We start from the raw sequence: 17,408 nt of genomic DNA, 5'->3' as shown, positions 1-17,408 counted from the left end.
AAGTTGTTTTTCAGCGTTATTATTCTGGAACTTCTCCACCATAGGAAGCCCATTCTTCACGCGACGGACCGTATACGCCGATCATGGAAAGACCCGCTTGTCTCATCAATATCGTTAATTGACCACGATGATGAATTTGATGTTTGACTAATACATTGAGCGTAGTTGCATTTGACCACATTTCGCCATACATATCGTGTTCTAAAGAAAGCTCAGCATCTGTCCATTGCGCTCGAATGGCTTCTTTGAAAGCCTGATTTGCTTGCCGGTAGCCTTGAGCGATTTGGCTAGCTGTCGCTGGTAATGCTGCATCGTGCTGTGGTGCGTTGAATTCTAGACCCACACGGGACATCATTTCATGCACAGATAGGACGATATGCCATGCTAAGAAACCTAAAGAACGCTCTCCTTCACTGACACGTGTTGATAATGAATCGTCGTTTAATAAGTCTACTATTTTTTGGGTAGAGTCACTTTCGTATGTCCATTCAGCTAAAAATTCATCCATTGTATGGTACATCATGTTCCTCCTTTAATTTGTCCTTAGTAACTTTCTCTAGAAGTTGTGAAATCCCTTCTTCATTCTTCGATTAGTCGTTTCCTTCTTTCTTCAATATCTTTGAATTCTCCGTCTAACACATGCTTTTTCCCTTGTAATGAATACAGTACTTTACCAACATCGTTCATTGTGTTTTGTAAGTGCTCTTGTGACTTCTTAATGCGTGAGTGTATGGTCCATTCACTAAAGATATCGTCGAAAAAGTAATCAGCCATTTTAATAAAGCCACCACGCTCGACAACAAATGACCCAATTTCTAACGCTTGCACATCTTTTACTTCGGTCTGGAATCGATGGAGCGCCATTTGCGCTTGGTGAATGGTGTCTTCTGATTCATCCATTTTATTATGTTTCATGGCAGTTACAATCATGCCGCCACCTAAAAACGTATCCCAAGTGGAGAAACTTTTTGCAGAAGCGAGTTGGTTAATGGCAGTTGATAACAGTGTCTTCGCAGTAGTGCCAGCGCTCTGTGCTTCTTCTATTTCTTTCAACATCGTTTGGACAACTGTTTTTCGGGAATACAACTCTTCCATAACTGCTTGATTTTCAGGTGAATGATCTCGTAGCCATCCCTCTTTTTCGTTCATTAAACGTTGCCATTGGGCATGCACAAGATGATATTTTTCATCCACTAATTCTTTACGCACTGTCGTTAATTCCACTTCCAAATCACGCACCATCTTTACCGCTTCATTCCATTTCAATTCAACCGCAGCAGCTTCTGCCTGTTCGTGGTCACGAATTTCTTCTTGAGTACCTTTCCATTTCCTCACCATATTGGAAAAAGAAAAACCATCTAACTTGGATACATCCAACTGTTCTTGTGTTAGTTCACTCTTGAGTTCATCGCGTTTATGCGTTTGTTTTACTACATCTACTTGAAGAGAAGCCTGCTTTCGCAGTAACCGTTCCTGTTCATTAATTATTAGTTGAAGTTCTGATTGTCGTTGTTGCAATGTTGACCACATGCTGATCACTCCCTTGCTCAGTATTACGAAATACAAGAAAAGAAGTTTCAATAAATTTATTTTTGGGAATTCATTGAAATATTGGAACTTTCCACAGGTTTAAAGAGTCTAATGAATAAGTTAAAAAATCGGGGCGGAATGGGGTGAGTCGTGATATGAAAAAATGGATACTGCCGATTGTTATATTGCTTATTGTTTCCGTCAATGCTTTACTTTCAACGAAATTCCATTACCCAGAACTTCCATTTGAAAACAAAACAAAGTATGAAGTGGCCAATCTAGCCACAACGTCTGACTTACCCCTTTCGAAAATAACCCAACAAGACGGATATTTATGGTTTGTAACTGATGACTCGCAAGATCTGGCGGAGCAATCATTGAAAAAACGAATGACTCGGAACGGTTGGGAATTTGTCGAGCAAAACGAATTAAATTATTTCTTTAAAAAAGATGACGAAAAAATAGTAATCAAATGTCATGAATGGACAAGCAACTATCTTTTGTTTCAATTGCCGCTTGGACTGTAAACAATTTATGTGAATAACGAAAAGGGCTGTCTAATAAGTCTCTAATATAAAGTAAGTGGAGAAAAATGAGTCTTTTATCTGCACCTACATTCAAACATTGTAAACGGTTATAATTATCTGTTTTGTACTGATAAACTTGCAGTTGATTGGAGTGAAAGGCGGCGACTCCAGCGGGATTAGCATGAGGTGAAGACCCCGCAGGCAACGAGTAGTGCAAAAAAATTTGCACTACTCGTTTGCGACGAAGCTAGCGCAGCGATGCAGGAGCAGTCTCTTTCTTGCTCGTCGAGGAGGCTGAGACCATGCCCGCGGAAAGCGTCCGCCTGCAACGGAAAGCACCTCTACTAAATATAAATAGGAGCTGTCCTAAGTCATATTCTATGACTTTTTGGACAGCTCCTTTCCGTTTGATTATTTTTTCTTTTTCATTCCGAATGGCCACCATACACCACGGTCAAACGATACCGTGATTGCTGGAATTAGTAATGGCAAGACAATTAAGCCATAGAGCAGTAATCCAATCACTACGATGGAAGCAATTTGCATTAAGCTCAAGACGCCTGAAGGCATCATCGCTCCAAATGTTCCGGCTAAAATAATGGCAGCTGTGATAATGACAGTTCCCATCTTCGTCATGGATAAGCGCATCGCCTCGCGAACTGTTATGCCACGTTCCGCTTCTTCACGGAAACGATCCAGTAAGAAGATGGAATAGTCGACCCCGAGTGCCACTAACATGACAAAGCCAAAGAATGGTACTGCCCAGCTAATGCCGTCAAAGCCTAATATATTCTCAAAAATCAACTCTGCTATTGCGATGGATGTAAAGTACGTTAACAACAATGAGCCAATCATGAATAATGGCATAATCATTGAACGGAACATAATGGATAGCACCACAAACAAACTAATTAACATGATGATGACCGTGTTTGAGAAATCGCTTGAAGAGATGTCCGCTAAATCACTGTTCACACTAGAAATTCCACCAAATGCAATATCGACATCTTCAAAAGGTGTCCCTTTTACTTCAGATGCGACCGCTTCTTTCAATCGATGTACAGTGGCAATTGCTTCCGGTGAATATGGATCATCGGAAAGAACGACTTCCATTTTAATACCGTTGCCGTCTGCAAATGTATAACGTTCTAATACTTGAGCAAACTCTTCGTTTTCCAATGTGCCTGCAGGAATGTACAATCCTGTTTCACGCACACTATCACTTTCACTCATCGCTTTCATCATGCCGCTGACTTCAGTCAAGCCATCTGTGATTTGAGTAAGGCCTTCGTTCGATGCTGCAAGACCTTCTGTTAACTGAGACATCCCTGCTCCATCGCCACCTGCACTTGCAAGTCCTTGTTGGATTTGACCCAGTTGACTACTTATCGCTGTCAAAGCACCGACGGTTTGTTGAACGTTACCAGTTTGCTGCAATCCTTGAGTTGTCAGTGTTAATTGCTCATTTAACTGAGCGATACCTTTGGCAACTTCGCCGAGTCCCCCACTGTCGTTTCCTCCACCAGCTAATCCACTTTGAATTTGACTAAGACCTTCACTGATTTCACTTAACCCTTCGCGAGCATCAGTTAATCCGTCTGCTAGTAGACCCAGTTGCTGATCCACATACAAATCCTCAATCATTTCACCCGTTGGACGCGTCACGGTACGAATTTTTTCAACGCCTTCTATTTGTTCAAAACGCTGACTTAAACGCTCTACGTATGGAATCATTTCTTCGTTTGCAAGCTTTTCATCTGATTCAATGATTACTTGAACAGGCAAGGAATCGCCTTTTCCAAAACCATTTTCAATGGCACGTAATCCTTTGACTGATTCGTAGTCATCACCGATCTCATCCACTGTGTTAAACGATAATGAATTATCGTAAGTCAGTAATAATGGAACCGTTAAAATGGCTACTACCAGTATAGATACTACTGGACGATTGACCGATAGTTTGCTCATCGTTGCCCAAAGTTTGCTGTCTTTATGAGATGCCGATTTTTTAGATGGCCAAAATAGTTTTTCTTTCAAAACCAACATTAACACTGGTACGACGGTAAATAGCACGAGTAATAAGACGGCAATTCCCACCGCTACAGCTACTGCTGATTTAAAAATAGGGAATTCTGCAAAGCCAATTGCAAAGAATCCAATAAAGACAGCTACTCCACTAATGAGCAAAGTCCGTCCCGCAGTTTTGTAAGTATTGACAATCGCTTGTTTCACTTCGTGTCCTGCTGATAGTTCTTCTTTGTAACGACTCAACAGTAAAATACAGTAGTCCGTTCCAATACCAAATAAAATGGCTACTAAGAATATTTGAGTGTAGTTCGAAACAGGGAAGCCAAACCAATCAATGAAAAATGCGACCAATGATTGACTCAATAAATAAGTAATCCCGACTGCCACTAAAGGAACGAATGGTGTGACAATAGAACGGAATACGGCAAGTAATAAACCGAAAATCAAGATGACCGTAATGATTTCTGTACGTTTCAAGCCTTCTTGGGAACTTATATTTACATCGTTATTTATGATCGATAATCCTGTTACATAAGCCGTCATGTCAGACGGAATAACAGTCTCCCGAATGTCTTCTGCAACTTGATTCACTTCTTCATCTGTACCATCGACCGTAATGGGAATAAGCACAGTCTTTTTATTTTCAGAAACGAGCTGACTTTCTAGCTCATCGCTTTCAACGGGGTTTAATACACTTGTCACCGTGTCCCCAAGAGCTGCGATTTCGTCCGCCATTGTGCTCAATTGGCTTCGCATATCATCTGTTAAAGCTTCATTAAGTTCAACCACAACGGAAATCGTTTGGTCACTTTCCCCCGCCTCTTCAAGCATTTGGGCTGCTTGTTGTGAAGAGGCATCTTTAGACAACTGGAAGGATCCCGCTTTTTCAGCTTGCTCCGTTAAATTTGGTGCAAGTAGAAACAACACGACCGTAATTGCTAGTATGCCAATGGTGATTGGCCATTTCCATCTCAATATCGTGTTCATTCGTTAGACTCCATTCATTTTCATAATTTTACTTATCTTGCGAAACATCACTAAAAACTGATCTATTTCTTGATCATCTACTTGATTAGACATCAATTTTCCAATGTATTCATGCAATACTTCGTCTGATCTTTTAATAACCGATTCGCCCAGTTGAGTTAACACAAGAATCTTTTCTCGTTTATCACCTGAAGGTTTAGTGTCTACTAACTCTTTTTCTTTTAGTTTTTTCAGTCGGTTTGAAATGGCACTTTTATGTACGCCTTGCAAAACTGCGAGTCTACCAGAAGTGACCTCGCCTTCTTTGTGAATCAGTTTCAACACTTGAATTTGTTCAGGTGAATATTCTCTCCAAAGTGGATCATCCACACTTCGAATCACCCGTTCTGTTCCGTAAATCAAGACTTCTTCAAACAGAGAAACAGCTTCTTTTATTCTCTTATCCATACTAGTTTACCCCCTAAACCGATATTTTTTAGTTTAGGGGGTAAACTAAAAAAAGTCAAACGAGGATGTGCAGAGTGCGAAGAGGTGTATGGAAGTGCGCTGCAACGGAAATCAACCTCTAACTAAATATAAAAAAGGAACTGCCCTCAGTCATATTTTATGACTTTGGGGACAGTTCCTTACTTCTAACTATGGATCACAATTCGTTGGCCATCACTTACATTCACTCGATTACGCCCGAGATCTTTTGCCTCAAGTAATAGCTGATCTGCGTAAATATACGCTCGCTCCATCGGCAATTCTTCGGTCATCTTGTTGAAATACAAACCATATGACGCGGTATAATCGATGGCTGTTTCTGCGCCATTATGTTCGACATGAACGGGATGAGCACTTACATAACTTCTCACCAATTCAAGTACTTCCAAACATTCTGCGTAACTACGACCTCGCAAGAACAATGTGAATTCTTCTCCACCACTTCGAAACACGCAATCGTCATTACTAGCATGAGATTTTAAGATTCCAGCAAAGTGTTGAATCACACGATCTCCGATTGCATGATTATATGAATCGTTGATCGATTTAAACTTATCTATGTCAGCAACCACAATGGCAAGCACTTCATTCGTGCCATTGATCTCCTCCATTTTCTTATCCATCATTGCCCGATTAGACAACCCTGTCATGAAATCTGTATAGGCCATTTCACGGAAGCGGTCCCGCTCTAACTCATTTTGAATGGTTTCATGTTTGGAAAGGAATGACTTGCTCACAATGTAATTCATGATGAAGAAAACAATTAACATTTCCCATTGGCTTTCCATAACGAAATAAAATAATAGTCCATTTGTTATAGCAACTTTACCGGTATCTAAAATGCTCCTTTTATTAAAAAACTTCACTACTTCCGACCAGGTACGGACATTTCCACTTATATAAAAAGCGACTACAAGAAGAATATCTGATTGCCAGCTTATAATCACTGCACTCACAAAGAAGAGAAGGAAGTATCCAAATGGAACCATTTCTGCATATGGGAATAACGCAAAGAAGAAGAGATACCCTACAGTATGGTATAACGTGAATGAACCGATGTTATATAACGTATCTGTAAATTCATCTTCATCAGCGGTTTTCATATATTTTCGTTGGAAAAATATAACAAAACGATGTACTGTTTCAAAAATTAAAAGCCCAAATGGTCCGGCGAATAGGGCCAAAGATTGAGTATAGGAAACACCATAATCATAACTTCCAGATCCACTACCATATTGAATTCTTAGACTGGAATAGATAGTAGAAAAAACAACATAAATGGCACTCACGAGTAAAAATTTTGTCCATTCTACTTCTAAGGGTGCAAATAATATGGCCACAACTACGCTTGTCGCAAACAGACTAATATCAAAAATTTTATACTTCTTCAATTCTTGCACCTTCTTAACTATTATATCCAAATTATAACACACCATTATTTCAATGCATGTAAAATTCTGAATACTTTTAACATGATTTTATGAAATAATTTAGTAGTGATTCACCCTAAGACAGTTCTTGCCATATTAAGTGTTTTAGATCATCTTTATTTTGAATTTCATTTCGAAACCAAGCCATATTCCCTGCAAATCTCTCCGAACAAGTAAATTCAATTCGTATCGCCCGATTACCTTGTAAGCATCTAATAATTCCAACAAACGTCGGAATGCAATTTGCCTTCTCTTGATGACTACCAGCGTACGATAGCAGCTCGTATGTATAGTCTGTCGCAAGTGAATCAAAGTGTTTTTTTGAGACCAACTCTTTAATTCGTATATACGTAAATTGGTCTAAATCCCAACGTATGATTGATAGCCCATCTGGCAGTTGAATCTCCAGTTTCATATACCTTCCTTTTTCATTTTTTGAGACTTCAATTATTTTAAAGTTAGGTAGGTTTATCGCCATATGAACGCCTCTTTATGTGTTAACAACTTAGTTCCGCATGATCTTTTTATAAAAACCAAGCGTTGTGTTGTCATTTATTTTCTTTATTACACCGGTCTTGATGTATCCCGATTTTTCATATAGATAACAATTACGTTCTTCTTCTATTATCGTTGCTAATTCCCAGCTAGTTGCATGTGGAAACAATTTTTCTACTAATGTAATGGCTTCCTGAGCTAGTCCTTGGCCTTGGTATTTAGACAAGATAAACATTGGACTGATCCAAAACTGTGTTTGCTCTTTCCAAAATATATAAATAGCTCCTACCAGAATTTCATCTACGAGAATTTTATAAAAATCTCCAGATGGGTTGTTTATTCTGGTAACCACTCGATCAATGGTTTCATTTGCTGGGTTTGTGTTAAAATCCTGATACTTTTCTAGTAGTGGCTTAAATGCATTTACTTGCATACTAAAAATGGCGTTTGCGTCTTTTTCTACAGCCTTTTCTAATGTAACCACCATCCATTTTCACTCCCCAAAACCACAACTAATTCCATATTTCATTTAATTTATCTGAATAGAAATTGAGTGCTTTTTTATAACTCAAAATCTCTTTATCTGAAGACGTATCAATTAAACATGTCAGTAGTAACTCCATCGCATAATCATGGTCTTTCAAATTATATAGAGTCAACGAATAAAATACTTGTATTGCTTTATTGTTTGGAAATAAATCCATTCCTTTTAGCAACACTTGTTTAGATTTCTCATACTCCCCCAATGTTCTATATGTGCTTCCTAATCCTACTAATGCTCCCTCGAGATCTTTTCCAGAGAGACCCAAATTGATGGCATTTTCATAAAAGGGCACGGCCGCTGACTCATCGCCTAAAAGATCAAAACTCCATGCACATTGGTAGTTAATGAATGCATCACCAGGAAATTTCTCCACCAATTTCACAAGTAATTCATTTGATTCTTTTTTCCTTCCTGCATTTCGTAAATTAATGGCTAAATCCAATTTTTTACGCATCCTTTGTATCTCCTTAATTATTATTTAATAAATACGAACTCTATTTTGAAGTTGAATTTAATTGAATCACTGCCCGCGGAAAGCGTCCGCCTGCAACGGAAATCAACAGTATATTTTAACAAAACCTAATTATTAGAGCGTTTATGTATTTGCTGACACTACCTTTTTCCTAAAAACCAACCATAAGACGACGAAAATAAAGAATGTGACACCTTCAAGCGATAGGATGTACCACGGATACGGACCTAAGAAATCAAGCAGACTTCCATTCGTTGGTTTCGTTCGTAAAAACATATAGTTTCCTTGAAAGAATATATTGATAGCAAAGACAATTGGCAACAAGACATTTAATGCGACCATTGTTTTGATAATGCCTTTAAAAGTAGGTCGATACCCTTTTACCCAAGTAAAATAAAGCGCTGTTATGACAATGCCGATATGCGTATAGAAAAAGTGGAAAAACCTGAAGTGTGGGAAACCCATATCCAGTACGGGTGTAGCCACTGCTTGGATGGCTCCCCCGATTCCCGCATAGAAAACAAAATCGTATACATGTTTATTACTCGTCCAAAGAAGAATGATCGTCATCACTAAACTAATACTGCATAATTCCAACGGCAGCGAATTGCTAAAACTCCATCGTCCTGCTTGAAACAACCAAATATGATAAAAAATATCCATAACTAATAAGGAACATGCAAATAAGCGTTCCGTGCGCCTTATGTTTTGAGGCTTAAACGACCATTTCTTTCTCGAAAGAAATAGGAGAATGATAACAAAGAATAGCGCTATTATTACTGCCAAATGTGCACTTGAAAACATTTCGAATGCAGAGCTCTCTTTTCCTATCACCCTCATCCCCCATTTCAAATTTCTGCTTATATTACCTATTCGTTTCTTTTACACAAAACCCCTTTTTTTGAAGGGAACGACAAGTTGACTAGCGAATATATGGTATAGACATTTTTACTGAGAGAGGTTTTGCCTACTATGAAAAAAAGAATAAAATGGAGTGTTCTAATAGGATCCCTCTTTCTTACATACGTCGCGAGTTATTTTTACGTCCATTCTTACAAAGAATTAATTCATTTCAATAACTTTCCGGTACCGGGAAATGCAATTCATACGAAGAATATAGCGAATTCAAAAGTAGAAGAGTTTACCTGGAGCGCTGCATCAGAAGAAGATGGCATACCCAAGAGGTATTTGGCTGTCATTCGACTATATGGATGGAAAGATGCGACCGATCAAGAATCAGACTCAACCATCACATTTGAGAAAAATGGGATGAAGGTCGACATTCTTACATCAACTGATTATTTATATGTAGCAAAACAGCCACAGTAACACAATTCAGGAAGACATGACTTTCCCATACACACCTGAATGGATTGTTGCTATTTTATCGATGATATCCTAATTAAAATGGATGGTGAAAAATATGAAAAAAATCAGTTCATTGCTTCTTATATTCCTTTTAAGTATTTTAATAGCGGGGTGTTCTTTTGACAAAGAAACCAAAGAAGCTAACTCAGTCGATGAATATAAAAATTGGTTAACTGCGGCACACGATAATGCTTTTCGTTCAGAAATGACCATGTTTATGTCTGAATTCACCACCATTCTAGATGAGATAAATAGCAAGAAACGTAATGAACAATATGTTGCTGGGAGAATCGATGGCTTTCTACTCAGACAAAATCCCGCTAGTGAAGCTGTCTTCACTAAATCCAATATGACTGATGAAATCTATGAAAACTTGTTGAATCCAGAATTGCGTGATCCACTTGCGGAACTCATTTCGAACGTCAAGTTATTACTCAGAGAAATACGTGAAAATGGTTTAGTCCTAAACGAAGAAACATCAAATGAATTAATTAGATTATCAAAAATAGTTAATAGTGGTGGCTCCAATAGATTTGTTGAAAAGGAAACATCTATTGAAATATTAACAAGCACAGAAAAAATAAATGAAATCTTGCAAGGTTACGTTGACTCTGGGGGCTAACATGTTTAAAGCTATTATTGATTCAAATACTTACGTATCTATTTTAGAAACTAGACACGCGGAAGAATTATTTAACTTAATCGATGCAAATCGAGAGAGTATCGGAAAGTGGCTTGCCTTCCCTGCATTCACAACTGAAGTTCAACATACAGAAATGTTTATTCAAAAGTCTCTAAATAGATTTGCTTCTAGTAATGGTTTTTGGGCAGGCATCTGGTATAAAGGGAAACTTGCAGGTTCAATCGGCTATTTGTATGTTGATCGGGGCAATCACAAAACTGAGATTGGCTATTGGCTAGGAAAAGACTTTGAAGGATACGGATTAGCGACTAAGGCATGTCAAGTATTCACCGAACACGCACTTACCGATTTACACCTAAATAAAGTAGAAATAAACATGGCGACTACTAATATTAAGAGCAAAGCAATTCCTGAACGATTGGGTTTTAAGGAAGAAGGAAGAATACGAAACCATGAAATCTTACATGGTGAATACCTTGATAGAACCACTTTTGGTGTCTTAAAAGATGAATGGATTCATAGATAATTGGGGGGTGTCTGTTATTCCTAAATCTTTTTTATTAGTCATGTTCTTTTGTTCAATAATCCTCATTGTTTTTTTCACTGCCAAATCTGCTACTTATCATAATCTATTGCCAGACAACAAAGGTGAGTATTCACTTTTTCTTATATGGGGTGAAGATGCAGGAAAAGAAGAAAACGGATCGTATTATATTGAATGGCCGGAATCATTTAACAATAGTAGGATAACAAAAAAGCATATATATTATGAGTTGATCTATACTCAAACTAAATATCCGAAATTAGATATTGAAAAAACGCCTGTTTTTATTATCTTTGACCATAAAGGGATCGTTTTAAAAACCTATGATATCCAGGAAGCAATAGACTTTTGGGAAGATGTATTACCACGCCAAGACTGAAAGATTACTTCAACTACATACCAAAAAGTCAGGAAGTAAATTAACCCCCTGACTTTATATTATTGTATGTTGAAAGCTTATCTATTATACAAAGACGATACTGATAGTGAGCCATCAGTCAGAACATATTTGTGAAGCTGTTCAAGAGCGATATTCATAGTTGAAGTTAGATGACTAGATGAATATGCACAAACTGATAGCATATCTTCTTTTAATACAAATTTATCTGCTGTGGATTCAAATTCCTTTAGTAACTCAGTATCTGGCTCAGATGATGTCCATTCGACATGAGCCCATGTACGAATCGAGGTATTAAGATTCTTTAGAGCAGAGAGATCTTTTTGGAAAAAATTAAGAATCGTGGGTGTATGAAAATCACCCTTTGATAAATAATACTCAAAATTATTTACTAAGCGGATAGACGTTTGTTGTTCATCACTAATCAACATATCAATCTTATCTTTTATTTTAGGGAGATTTCTCATATTCTCTATAATTAATATTTGTTCCTTGTTTTCAATACCAGCCAATATAAAAGAAATTAAGTTCTTTAAGTAAGCTTCTTCATCCTGGAATCGATAAAAAATATGTCCCTTAGTGATTTTCTCTAGTTCTGTTTTGTAAAGAGTGTCCATATTTCACCTCCAAGAAATTTAAAGACCCATTATCCAGTCTAGCTTTTATTCATAGTATATCTAAGAATAGTCTAATTGACCCGAATTTTGATGGTATCTTTTCTAAGAATAACAGGTGAATCCATGTTGGTATAGTGTATCTACGTTTGTTTTGTGAGTGCAATTATTACCAAGACCTAATGTTGCTAGAGTTCAAGATATTAGTAAGTTACTTAGACATCACTTTTTCATTAATTGGCAAGGTTCGTTAAACAAATAATGATTGGGGCGAGGCTATTGATCATTAGAAAAATCATTTCTGCTATCGTGTCTTGTGTCTTTGTTATGATCATTTATTTCTCTATTGAACAATCAGGCTTTGTCCTCTTCATGGGTATGTATTTACTCCCTATTCTTTTGTTTTATGGATTACCATCTTCAATACTGTCTGATGTAGTTACCAAAAAATTAAAAGGGCCGATTAGATGGATGTCAACATTATTCATTCATCTCTTCTTAGCCGTTTCATTTGTTTTAATGCAAATTTTGTTTTTTTCTCAGTTGGAAAGCGATCTATTATTTTCTAACATCAAAAGTTTGTTAGACAATATCTTTTTTATTACCGCCGTTCTTTCTTCTAGTCTTTTCTGGTGTATCGATGAGTTTCTCAGATGTAAAAGAACAAAAGATACATGGAGGGTACTTATAGAGAAAATTGGAGATTTAAGAATTTAATAACGTGTAAGCGCCTCACCAAGTAATAAAGAGTCCTGGAAAGGGCTTTTTTTGTTGGGGAAAATTTTAAAGTATCAATCGCCCATCACTACCATTCCTTTACTTATTTATAGATTGAAATCTAGTTGTGAGTTTTGTTCCTCTATTTTTTACAAGAAGCCCAAGAATATCTGTTCGAATCTCATACTCTATTAATAAAGGAGGTGAAAATAGATGTCTTGTAAAAATAACCACTCTCAACCTTTAGGTTTTATCAGCCGCTGTGAATGTAAGTGCCCAAATAGACCAGAAAATGATCGCTTGAAAACATTGACTTTCGAAAATTGTGTTCCTTTCGCAGGTGTGTCTAACACTGTGGCTAACATTATTTTTGATGTAGAACCAAATTCAATACCAGTTGTTTTAGCTGGTACGATTGAAAACTTCAGCAATGATGGAATTAACGTCATCTTTGAAAGAAGTTCTGGCAACGTTACGCGAACAATTTTAGCAAACTCTTCTTTGTCGTTTATTTATGACGATGTAACACGCGTTTCAGTTTTCGGTTTTGGTCAAGTTTACACTGGTTCTTTCAAGTTCCAAGCAACGTACACGTTTGAAATTGAGTAATTTCAAACAAAAAAGGCATGTCCAAGTAATTTGGCATGCCTTTTTTAATTCATTCTTTTCTTCATTGTCCCCTATCATATTAAAGCTTTAAGGAGACAGCTATTAGGTTAATCAGGACCACAACTTCTAATAGTATCCTCGCTACAGTAGAGATAATATTGTCATTGTAAAACATAACATTACTTAAAAATAGACTCTTTATGTAAAGTTCAACACGCATTATTAGTAGAACTATTTCAAAAGAAAAAGCAGCTAAACTTGTAAGGGGGTCTGTTTTCCAGTACAAAAACTAAATTATCACACCAATTAGCAGCCCAATTCGCACCTGAATTGGACTGCCCTTTTTTGTTGATTTGTAAGGGTTTTAAACCGAATTAAGGGTAAATTAGCACCCCTTTTAACAGGTTGACAGAAGTTATTGTCAGTGTGCAAATTTGGCATGTGAACTTCGATGCTAATAGAAGTGTTGATTTTAAGAAGATTTATTGGATATTAATGTTAAAATATTTAGAACACATATCGATCAATTGGAACCGAACTTTCGTTATGGTGGACGATATATTGGTATTGATGAACCGAATACCCAAGTTGCCCTAGCGAAAGTTCCGCCAAATGGTTGAATGACGGTCTTGCTACTGTATTTGTCAGATAGGCTGATTGATTTGCCCCTGGCATTCTCGTTTGATTCAGCGTATCAATCATTTGTTCAGCCGTCTTTATTCCTATCCCATGCCCAAAATACGTACCATCTCCTAGAACAACTGCATTTTCTCCTCTCCAATAAGGGGTTTGTGGATGGAAGTCTGGATTTTCAAAATAGACGACATCTCCAGGCAGAAAATGAGTTGTATAAATGACGGTTTTTCCAAGGTCGGGATCAGCATGCCAGCCGTATAAATAGATATTTTGAAAATATTGATTAAATAAGGATTCGCCTAAAACGTTTAGGACCGCATGGTAATAGATAATGAGCATTGCAGTGGCACATTCAAACGCATATTGTGAACTGTTCATGTAGATATCCTGAATCGCGTCAGATGGCTTTACTCCCTGCCGCAGCAAAAATCCGCCGGTACTCGTCAATTGCCAGTATTGAGGATTACAACGGGAACTTAAAAACCTTTCAAACCGCACATCGCTTTGACTCATAGCTCTTGCACTTACGATAATATTTTTTCGTAACTTAAGCTCAAAAGATAATTCATCTTTGAATTGATACGAGTAAACGACTGTATCTTCAATCATCCGTTGAATAATCATCCGTTCCATACTACCAGACGGCCACAGGTCACCTTGTTGAAAGGGCATCCCCGATAGTTGAATCATACTATACCTCTTTCCAATTTCGATTATTAATTTACATTCTTACCTAGCATATTCAAGAACCGTTTAATGTGTAGCTATCACAAAAAATAAAATAGGTGGAAGTTGGCCTTTAATAGGACTCGTAACGCAGCAGGTTAGTTATGAATTTAAATTAGGGGGGATTAGAGTGAAATATACGGGCATCTTTATTGGACTTTTTATTTTGTCATTCATTGTTTTTAATTTAGTAGGGCTTATAACTGGTGCAACTACAAACGAAGAAGATATGGTGGCTATTATTGTTGTCAGTATCCAAAACGTGGCAATTATTACTTTACTAATTTATATCGCACAAAAGCTAGGAAAAAATAAGGCTTCGTAGTAATATGCTATTTCAAGAATAAGCCTCTTTTTCTTCTGAAACTAAAGGGGCAGGTTAGTTCAATAAGAGATTTACATAATTCTTTATTTATAAAAATGGGGTCAGCTAATGAAAGATTTTTATGAGTTAATAAAGGAGAAAGTTAGGGACGAGAAAAAATACGAACTGGTATTAATAGACGAAAGTTATGATGAAAAAGCATTTGGCAATTTCTTGTTATTGTATAAATTTAACTACACTAAGGGATTGATAAGATTTATAAATGATAGAGGGCAATTATTTGTGGAAATAAAGACAAAAAAGGATTGGGAAGATATTTTTGAAAACTTGGATAAAAAAGTGGAGGGAATAGAATTAAATAAAGAAAAAATAGATGAAGTATTTACCCAGTTAGATTTATATCTAACGGACAAACGGGTACTTTAGTCGAAGATCATTGAACTGCCCTAGGTAGCTCTTTTTCTTATTGAACTAACGTAAGCAGGTTAGTTGAAGAAGAAAATGGTTTAATAAAGTCGAATTTTCAATAAGGGGCACTTTAATATGGAATCTATGGTTAAATCTCGATTAAACGATTTAGATGAATTAGTGAATATTGATAGAGAAGTAATAGGTAGTGATAGCAGACGAAATTACATAAAAAAAGCAATTGAGGAAGGACGATGTATTGCTTTTAAAAATGAGTTTACATTGGTAGGATTTTTAATTTTTGATACTAATTTCTTTGATTGTAGCTTTATATCTTTGATAATAGTTAAACCGGCTGAAAGAAGAAAAGGATATGCAACTTCCCTTATAGAATCTTTTATAAGCATATCGCCAACTAAGAAAATATTCTCTTCTACCAATAAATCAAATAAAAGAATGCAAGAAGTATTTAAAGCAAATGGATTTATACAAAGTGGATTTGTTGAAAATTTAGACGAAAGAGATCCAGAGATAATTTTCTTTAAACAACATAAGTAATTTGAGAGTTCTTCAACTAAAGCGGCAGTTTAGTTGTACAAGCATAATAGATTTTTGTTTATTTAGGATGGAAAATTTATATAAAATTGGAACCGTTTTATCTTGCGAACGTATTAAAGTAAAATTGTAGGTTAGTTTTAAAGGAGGAAGAGTTTTGTTGCTTTATGATAACATTAGTCAATTTTTATTAAGTTTATTGATTTGGTGGGGTTTTCTACTCGGTTTCCAAAGATTGAACAACCGTTATCCACAAAATAACACTTGGAAAAAAGATATTTTATCAACTTTGATTCTAAGTATAGTGGTATTACTTGTTTTGTTCCCTATTTTATCTTTCTTTTCCTAAATCATCTTAGATAAACTTTAATAAAGGGTGCTTTACTTCATTTAGGGGTGAAGCCTTGTGCTTGTTGAACTAACGCGGCTGATTACTTGAACAAGATCTCACAATAACAAACGAAGGTTGTGTTTTTAATGTTCGATTTTATAGGTCAGGAACTTAGTGAAATATACAGAGATGATAAGAAGAAATTACGTACTAATACGATTTTATTGGGTGATTTAGGTGTAGGTAGATGGCATACCCACTTACAACCTCCATTATCCAAAGAATTAATTGCTCACTTTGAAGTAGAGCTAAAGCAAGAGTTTCCTCCTCAATACAAAGAATTTTTAAACTTTTACAATGGTTGCTATTTATTTGATTTATTAAGGATAGCAGGAAAAAGCCCCGATACATATAAAGGTTTTAGCATAGAAGAACAAATAATGACACCTATAGAACTTGATAATATGCAAGATTTATACCGAAGAAAACGAACACCACAGACTCATTTTATTTTTGGTGATTCCATTGTGAAAAATGCATATTACGTTATTGATATTGATGGAAATATATTAGAAATGGATTTTAAAACAAAAAAAGTTATTAAATCATACGATGACCTTAATAATTTCCTTAGAGAAATACTCAAAGAAGGCAAAGAAAATTTAAGAAATGGGATTTACTTAGAATTTGGATGAGAAAAGCTATTTATTTGTAGGTGCTTTACTCCAAGAAAAAGCTTAATATAAAAGTTATTTTTTGTGAAAAGATTCCTAATGCTTATTCAACTCCCATGAAAGAACGTAATATTCTTTCATAATCTGTGGTGTAGATATTATTTTTGAGCTACATGGATGGCTAACGGGTGCTTGAGTTGAAGATCAGTGAGGTGCAAAATAAGCTTATATTTCTTAGTTGAATAAGAAAAGCACTTCAATCAGTTAAATTAAAGTCCCTTATGAAAGGAGAAATTGTTTCTAATGTTTCTTTTGCTATAGATATAACTTCCTTTAGTTCAAAAGATAGATCTCCATTTTGA

Annotated in this window: 22 protein-coding genes; 11 read left to right on the top strand and 11 right to left on the bottom strand. The window is 36.3% G+C overall.

Annotated elements, in window-relative coordinates:
• Nucleotides 1-19: 19 nt before the first annotated feature.
• Together ACFPYN_RS05940 and ACFPYN_RS05935 are read right to left on the bottom strand one after the other, a co-directional pair.
• A complete protein-coding gene (locus tag ACFPYN_RS05940; protein ID WP_377733095.1) occupies nucleotides 20-520 on the bottom strand; it encodes a DinB family protein in 501 nt (166 codons plus the stop codon).
• 59 nt (nucleotides 521-579) lie between these two features.
• Entirely contained in the window at nucleotides 580-1,530 is a 951-nt protein-coding gene (locus tag ACFPYN_RS05935) for a hypothetical protein (protein WP_377733094.1), read from the bottom strand.
• Between the two features lie 155 nt (nucleotides 1,531-1,685).
• On the opposite strand from ACFPYN_RS05935, the gene ACFPYN_RS05930 reads away from it, so the two are divergent.
• Nucleotides 1,686-2,057, top strand: coding sequence for a hypothetical protein (locus ACFPYN_RS05930; protein WP_377733093.1), 372 nt, complete (start codon nucleotides 1,686-1,688; stop codon nucleotides 2,055-2,057).
• Nucleotides 2,058-2,468: 411 nt separating this feature from the next.
• On the opposite strand, the gene ACFPYN_RS05925 is transcribed toward ACFPYN_RS05930, so the two are convergent.
• From ACFPYN_RS05925 to ACFPYN_RS05895, 7 genes are all read right to left on the bottom strand, one after another.
• Entirely contained in the window at nucleotides 2,469-5,072 is a 2,604-nt protein-coding gene (locus ACFPYN_RS05925; RefSeq protein ID WP_377733092.1) for an MMPL family transporter, read from the bottom strand.
• A 3-nt stretch (nucleotides 5,073-5,075) separates the two neighbouring features.
• Entirely contained in the window at nucleotides 5,076-5,519 is a 444-nt protein-coding gene (locus ACFPYN_RS05920; protein ID WP_377733091.1) for a MarR family winged helix-turn-helix transcriptional regulator, read from the bottom strand.
• 185 nt (nucleotides 5,520-5,704) lie between these two features.
• Complete coding sequence (locus ACFPYN_RS05915; protein ID WP_377733178.1) at nucleotides 5,705-6,958, bottom strand: GGDEF domain-containing protein; 1,254 nt, start codon at nucleotides 6,956-6,958, stop codon at nucleotides 5,705-5,707.
• Between the two features lie 106 nt (nucleotides 6,959-7,064).
• Complete coding sequence (locus ACFPYN_RS05910) at nucleotides 7,065-7,466, bottom strand: hypothetical protein (protein ID WP_377733090.1); 402 nt, start codon at nucleotides 7,464-7,466, stop codon at nucleotides 7,065-7,067.
• 27 nt (nucleotides 7,467-7,493) lie between these two features.
• On the bottom strand, nucleotides 7,494-7,970 hold the full coding sequence (locus ACFPYN_RS05905) for a GNAT family N-acetyltransferase (RefSeq protein ID WP_377733089.1): 477 nt from the start codon (nucleotides 7,968-7,970) through the stop codon (nucleotides 7,494-7,496).
• A 25-nt stretch (nucleotides 7,971-7,995) separates the two neighbouring features.
• On the bottom strand, nucleotides 7,996-8,481 hold the full coding sequence (locus ACFPYN_RS05900) for a tetratricopeptide repeat protein (protein WP_377733088.1): 486 nt from the start codon (nucleotides 8,479-8,481) through the stop codon (nucleotides 7,996-7,998).
• A gap of 141 nt (nucleotides 8,482-8,622) precedes the next feature.
• Nucleotides 8,623-9,333 (bottom strand): YwaF family protein, encoded by a 711-nt coding sequence (locus ACFPYN_RS05895; protein WP_377733087.1) that lies wholly within the window; start codon nucleotides 9,331-9,333, stop codon nucleotides 8,623-8,625.
• 138 nt (nucleotides 9,334-9,471) lie between these two features.
• Between ACFPYN_RS05895 and ACFPYN_RS05890 the strand changes: the two genes are divergently transcribed.
• From ACFPYN_RS05890 to ACFPYN_RS05875, 4 genes are all read left to right on the top strand, one after another.
• Nucleotides 9,472-9,828 carry a hypothetical protein gene (locus ACFPYN_RS05890; protein WP_377733086.1) on the top strand — a complete coding sequence of 119 codons (357 nt, stop codon included), beginning with the start codon at nucleotides 9,472-9,474 and terminating at the stop codon, nucleotides 9,826-9,828.
• 94 nt (nucleotides 9,829-9,922) lie between these two features.
• A complete protein-coding gene (locus tag ACFPYN_RS05885) occupies nucleotides 9,923-10,489 on the top strand; it encodes a hypothetical protein (RefSeq protein WP_377733085.1) in 567 nt (188 codons plus the stop codon).
• Between the two features lies 1 nt (nucleotide 10,490).
• Nucleotides 10,491-11,036 (top strand): GNAT family N-acetyltransferase, encoded by a 546-nt coding sequence (locus tag ACFPYN_RS05880; protein WP_377733084.1) that lies wholly within the window; start codon nucleotides 10,491-10,493, stop codon nucleotides 11,034-11,036.
• Nucleotides 11,017-11,433 carry a hypothetical protein gene (locus tag ACFPYN_RS05875; protein WP_377733083.1) on the top strand — a complete coding sequence of 139 codons (417 nt, stop codon included), beginning with the start codon at nucleotides 11,017-11,019 and terminating at the stop codon, nucleotides 11,431-11,433. The genes ACFPYN_RS05880 and ACFPYN_RS05875 overlap by 20 nt, the downstream gene beginning before the upstream one ends.
• A 77-nt stretch (nucleotides 11,434-11,510) precedes the next feature.
• On the opposite strand, the gene ACFPYN_RS05870 is transcribed toward ACFPYN_RS05875, so the two are convergent.
• Nucleotides 11,511-12,068: an MEDS domain-containing protein gene (locus tag ACFPYN_RS05870; protein ID WP_377733082.1), complete on the bottom strand. Its 558-nt coding sequence runs from the start codon at nucleotides 12,066-12,068 to the stop codon at nucleotides 11,511-11,513.
• Nucleotides 12,069-12,344: 276 nt separating this feature from the next.
• Between ACFPYN_RS05870 and ACFPYN_RS05865 the strand changes: the two genes are divergently transcribed.
• Nucleotides 12,345-12,782 (top strand): hypothetical protein, encoded by a 438-nt coding sequence (locus ACFPYN_RS05865; RefSeq protein ID WP_377733081.1) that lies wholly within the window; start codon nucleotides 12,345-12,347, stop codon nucleotides 12,780-12,782.
• Between the two features lie 213 nt (nucleotides 12,783-12,995).
• Nucleotides 12,996-13,391: a hypothetical protein gene (locus ACFPYN_RS05860; RefSeq protein ID WP_377733080.1), complete on the top strand. Its 396-nt coding sequence runs from the start codon at nucleotides 12,996-12,998 to the stop codon at nucleotides 13,389-13,391.
• 507 nt (nucleotides 13,392-13,898) lie between these two features.
• On the opposite strand, the gene ACFPYN_RS05855 is transcribed toward ACFPYN_RS05860, so the two are convergent.
• Nucleotides 13,899-14,717 (bottom strand): protein-glutamine gamma-glutamyltransferase, encoded by an 819-nt coding sequence (locus tag ACFPYN_RS05855; protein WP_377733079.1) that lies wholly within the window; start codon nucleotides 14,715-14,717, stop codon nucleotides 13,899-13,901.
• Nucleotides 14,718-14,883: 166 nt separating this feature from the next.
• Here ACFPYN_RS05855 and ACFPYN_RS05850 point away from each other — a divergent pair, with 166 nt between their 5' ends.
• From ACFPYN_RS05850 to ACFPYN_RS05835, 4 genes are all read left to right on the top strand, one after another.
• Entirely contained in the window at nucleotides 14,884-15,078 is a 195-nt protein-coding gene (locus tag ACFPYN_RS05850) for a hypothetical protein (RefSeq protein ID WP_377733078.1), read from the top strand.
• A 108-nt stretch (nucleotides 15,079-15,186) separates the two neighbouring features.
• Nucleotides 15,187-15,504: a hypothetical protein gene (locus tag ACFPYN_RS05845; protein ID WP_377733077.1), complete on the top strand. Its 318-nt coding sequence runs from the start codon at nucleotides 15,187-15,189 to the stop codon at nucleotides 15,502-15,504.
• Between the two features lie 117 nt (nucleotides 15,505-15,621).
• A complete protein-coding gene (locus tag ACFPYN_RS05840) occupies nucleotides 15,622-16,044 on the top strand; it encodes a GNAT family N-acetyltransferase (protein ID WP_377733076.1) in 423 nt (140 codons plus the stop codon).
• Nucleotides 16,045-16,518: 474 nt separating this feature from the next.
• Nucleotides 16,519-17,067 carry an SMI1/KNR4 family protein gene (locus tag ACFPYN_RS05835; RefSeq protein WP_377733075.1) on the top strand — a complete coding sequence of 183 codons (549 nt, stop codon included), beginning with the start codon at nucleotides 16,519-16,521 and terminating at the stop codon, nucleotides 17,065-17,067.
• Nucleotides 17,068-17,408: the final 341 nt, after the last annotated feature.

The sequence above is a fragment of the Paenisporosarcina macmurdoensis genome (assembly GCF_042658845.1).
Taxonomy (GTDB): domain Bacteria; phylum Bacillota; class Bacilli; order Bacillales_A; family Planococcaceae; genus Paenisporosarcina; species Paenisporosarcina macmurdoensis.
Note: the sequence above shows the minus strand (reverse complement) of the source record. Positions and strands in the feature narration are given on the sequence as shown.

Bases quoted from the DNA above. Each gene is read 5' to 3' on its own strand.
- ACFPYN_RS05940 (WP_377733095.1), bottom strand. From the start codon at position 520: ATGTACCATACAATGGATGAATTTTTAGCTGAATGGACATACGAAAGT.
- ACFPYN_RS05935 (WP_377733094.1), bottom strand. From the start codon at position 1,530: ATGTGGTCAACATTGCAACAACGACAATCAGAACTTCAACTAATAATT.
- ACFPYN_RS05930 (WP_377733093.1), top strand. From the start codon at position 1,686: ATGAAAAAATGGATACTGCCGATTGTTATATTGCTTATTGTTTCCGTC.
- ACFPYN_RS05925 (WP_377733092.1), bottom strand. From the start codon at position 5,072: ATGAACACGATATTGAGATGGAAATGGCCAATCACCATTGGCATACTA.
- ACFPYN_RS05920 (WP_377733091.1), bottom strand. From the start codon at position 5,519: ATGGATAAGAGAATAAAAGAAGCTGTTTCTCTGTTTGAAGAAGTCTTG.
- ACFPYN_RS05910 (WP_377733090.1), bottom strand. From the start codon at position 7,466: ATGGCGATAAACCTACCTAACTTTAAAATAATTGAAGTCTCAAAAAAT.
- ACFPYN_RS05905 (WP_377733089.1), bottom strand. From the start codon at position 7,970: ATGGTGGTTACATTAGAAAAGGCTGTAGAAAAAGACGCAAACGCCATT.
- ACFPYN_RS05900 (WP_377733088.1), bottom strand. From the start codon at position 8,481: ATGCGTAAAAAATTGGATTTAGCCATTAATTTACGAAATGCAGGAAGG.
- ACFPYN_RS05890 (WP_377733086.1), top strand. From the start codon at position 9,472: ATGAAAAAAAGAATAAAATGGAGTGTTCTAATAGGATCCCTCTTTCTT.
- ACFPYN_RS05885 (WP_377733085.1), top strand. From the start codon at position 9,923: ATGAAAAAAATCAGTTCATTGCTTCTTATATTCCTTTTAAGTATTTTA.
- ACFPYN_RS05880 (WP_377733084.1), top strand. From the start codon at position 10,491: ATGTTTAAAGCTATTATTGATTCAAATACTTACGTATCTATTTTAGAA.
- ACFPYN_RS05875 (WP_377733083.1), top strand. From the start codon at position 11,017: ATGAATGGATTCATAGATAATTGGGGGGTGTCTGTTATTCCTAAATCT.
- ACFPYN_RS05870 (WP_377733082.1), bottom strand. From the start codon at position 12,068: ATGGACACTCTTTACAAAACAGAACTAGAGAAAATCACTAAGGGACAT.
- ACFPYN_RS05860 (WP_377733080.1), top strand. From the start codon at position 12,996: ATGTCTTGTAAAAATAACCACTCTCAACCTTTAGGTTTTATCAGCCGC.
- ACFPYN_RS05855 (WP_377733079.1), bottom strand. From the start codon at position 14,717: ATGATTCAACTATCGGGGATGCCCTTTCAACAAGGTGACCTGTGGCCG.
- ACFPYN_RS05845 (WP_377733077.1), top strand. From the start codon at position 15,187: ATGAAAGATTTTTATGAGTTAATAAAGGAGAAAGTTAGGGACGAGAAA.
- ACFPYN_RS05840 (WP_377733076.1), top strand. From the start codon at position 15,622: ATGGAATCTATGGTTAAATCTCGATTAAACGATTTAGATGAATTAGTG.
- ACFPYN_RS05835 (WP_377733075.1), top strand. From the start codon at position 16,519: ATGTTCGATTTTATAGGTCAGGAACTTAGTGAAATATACAGAGATGAT.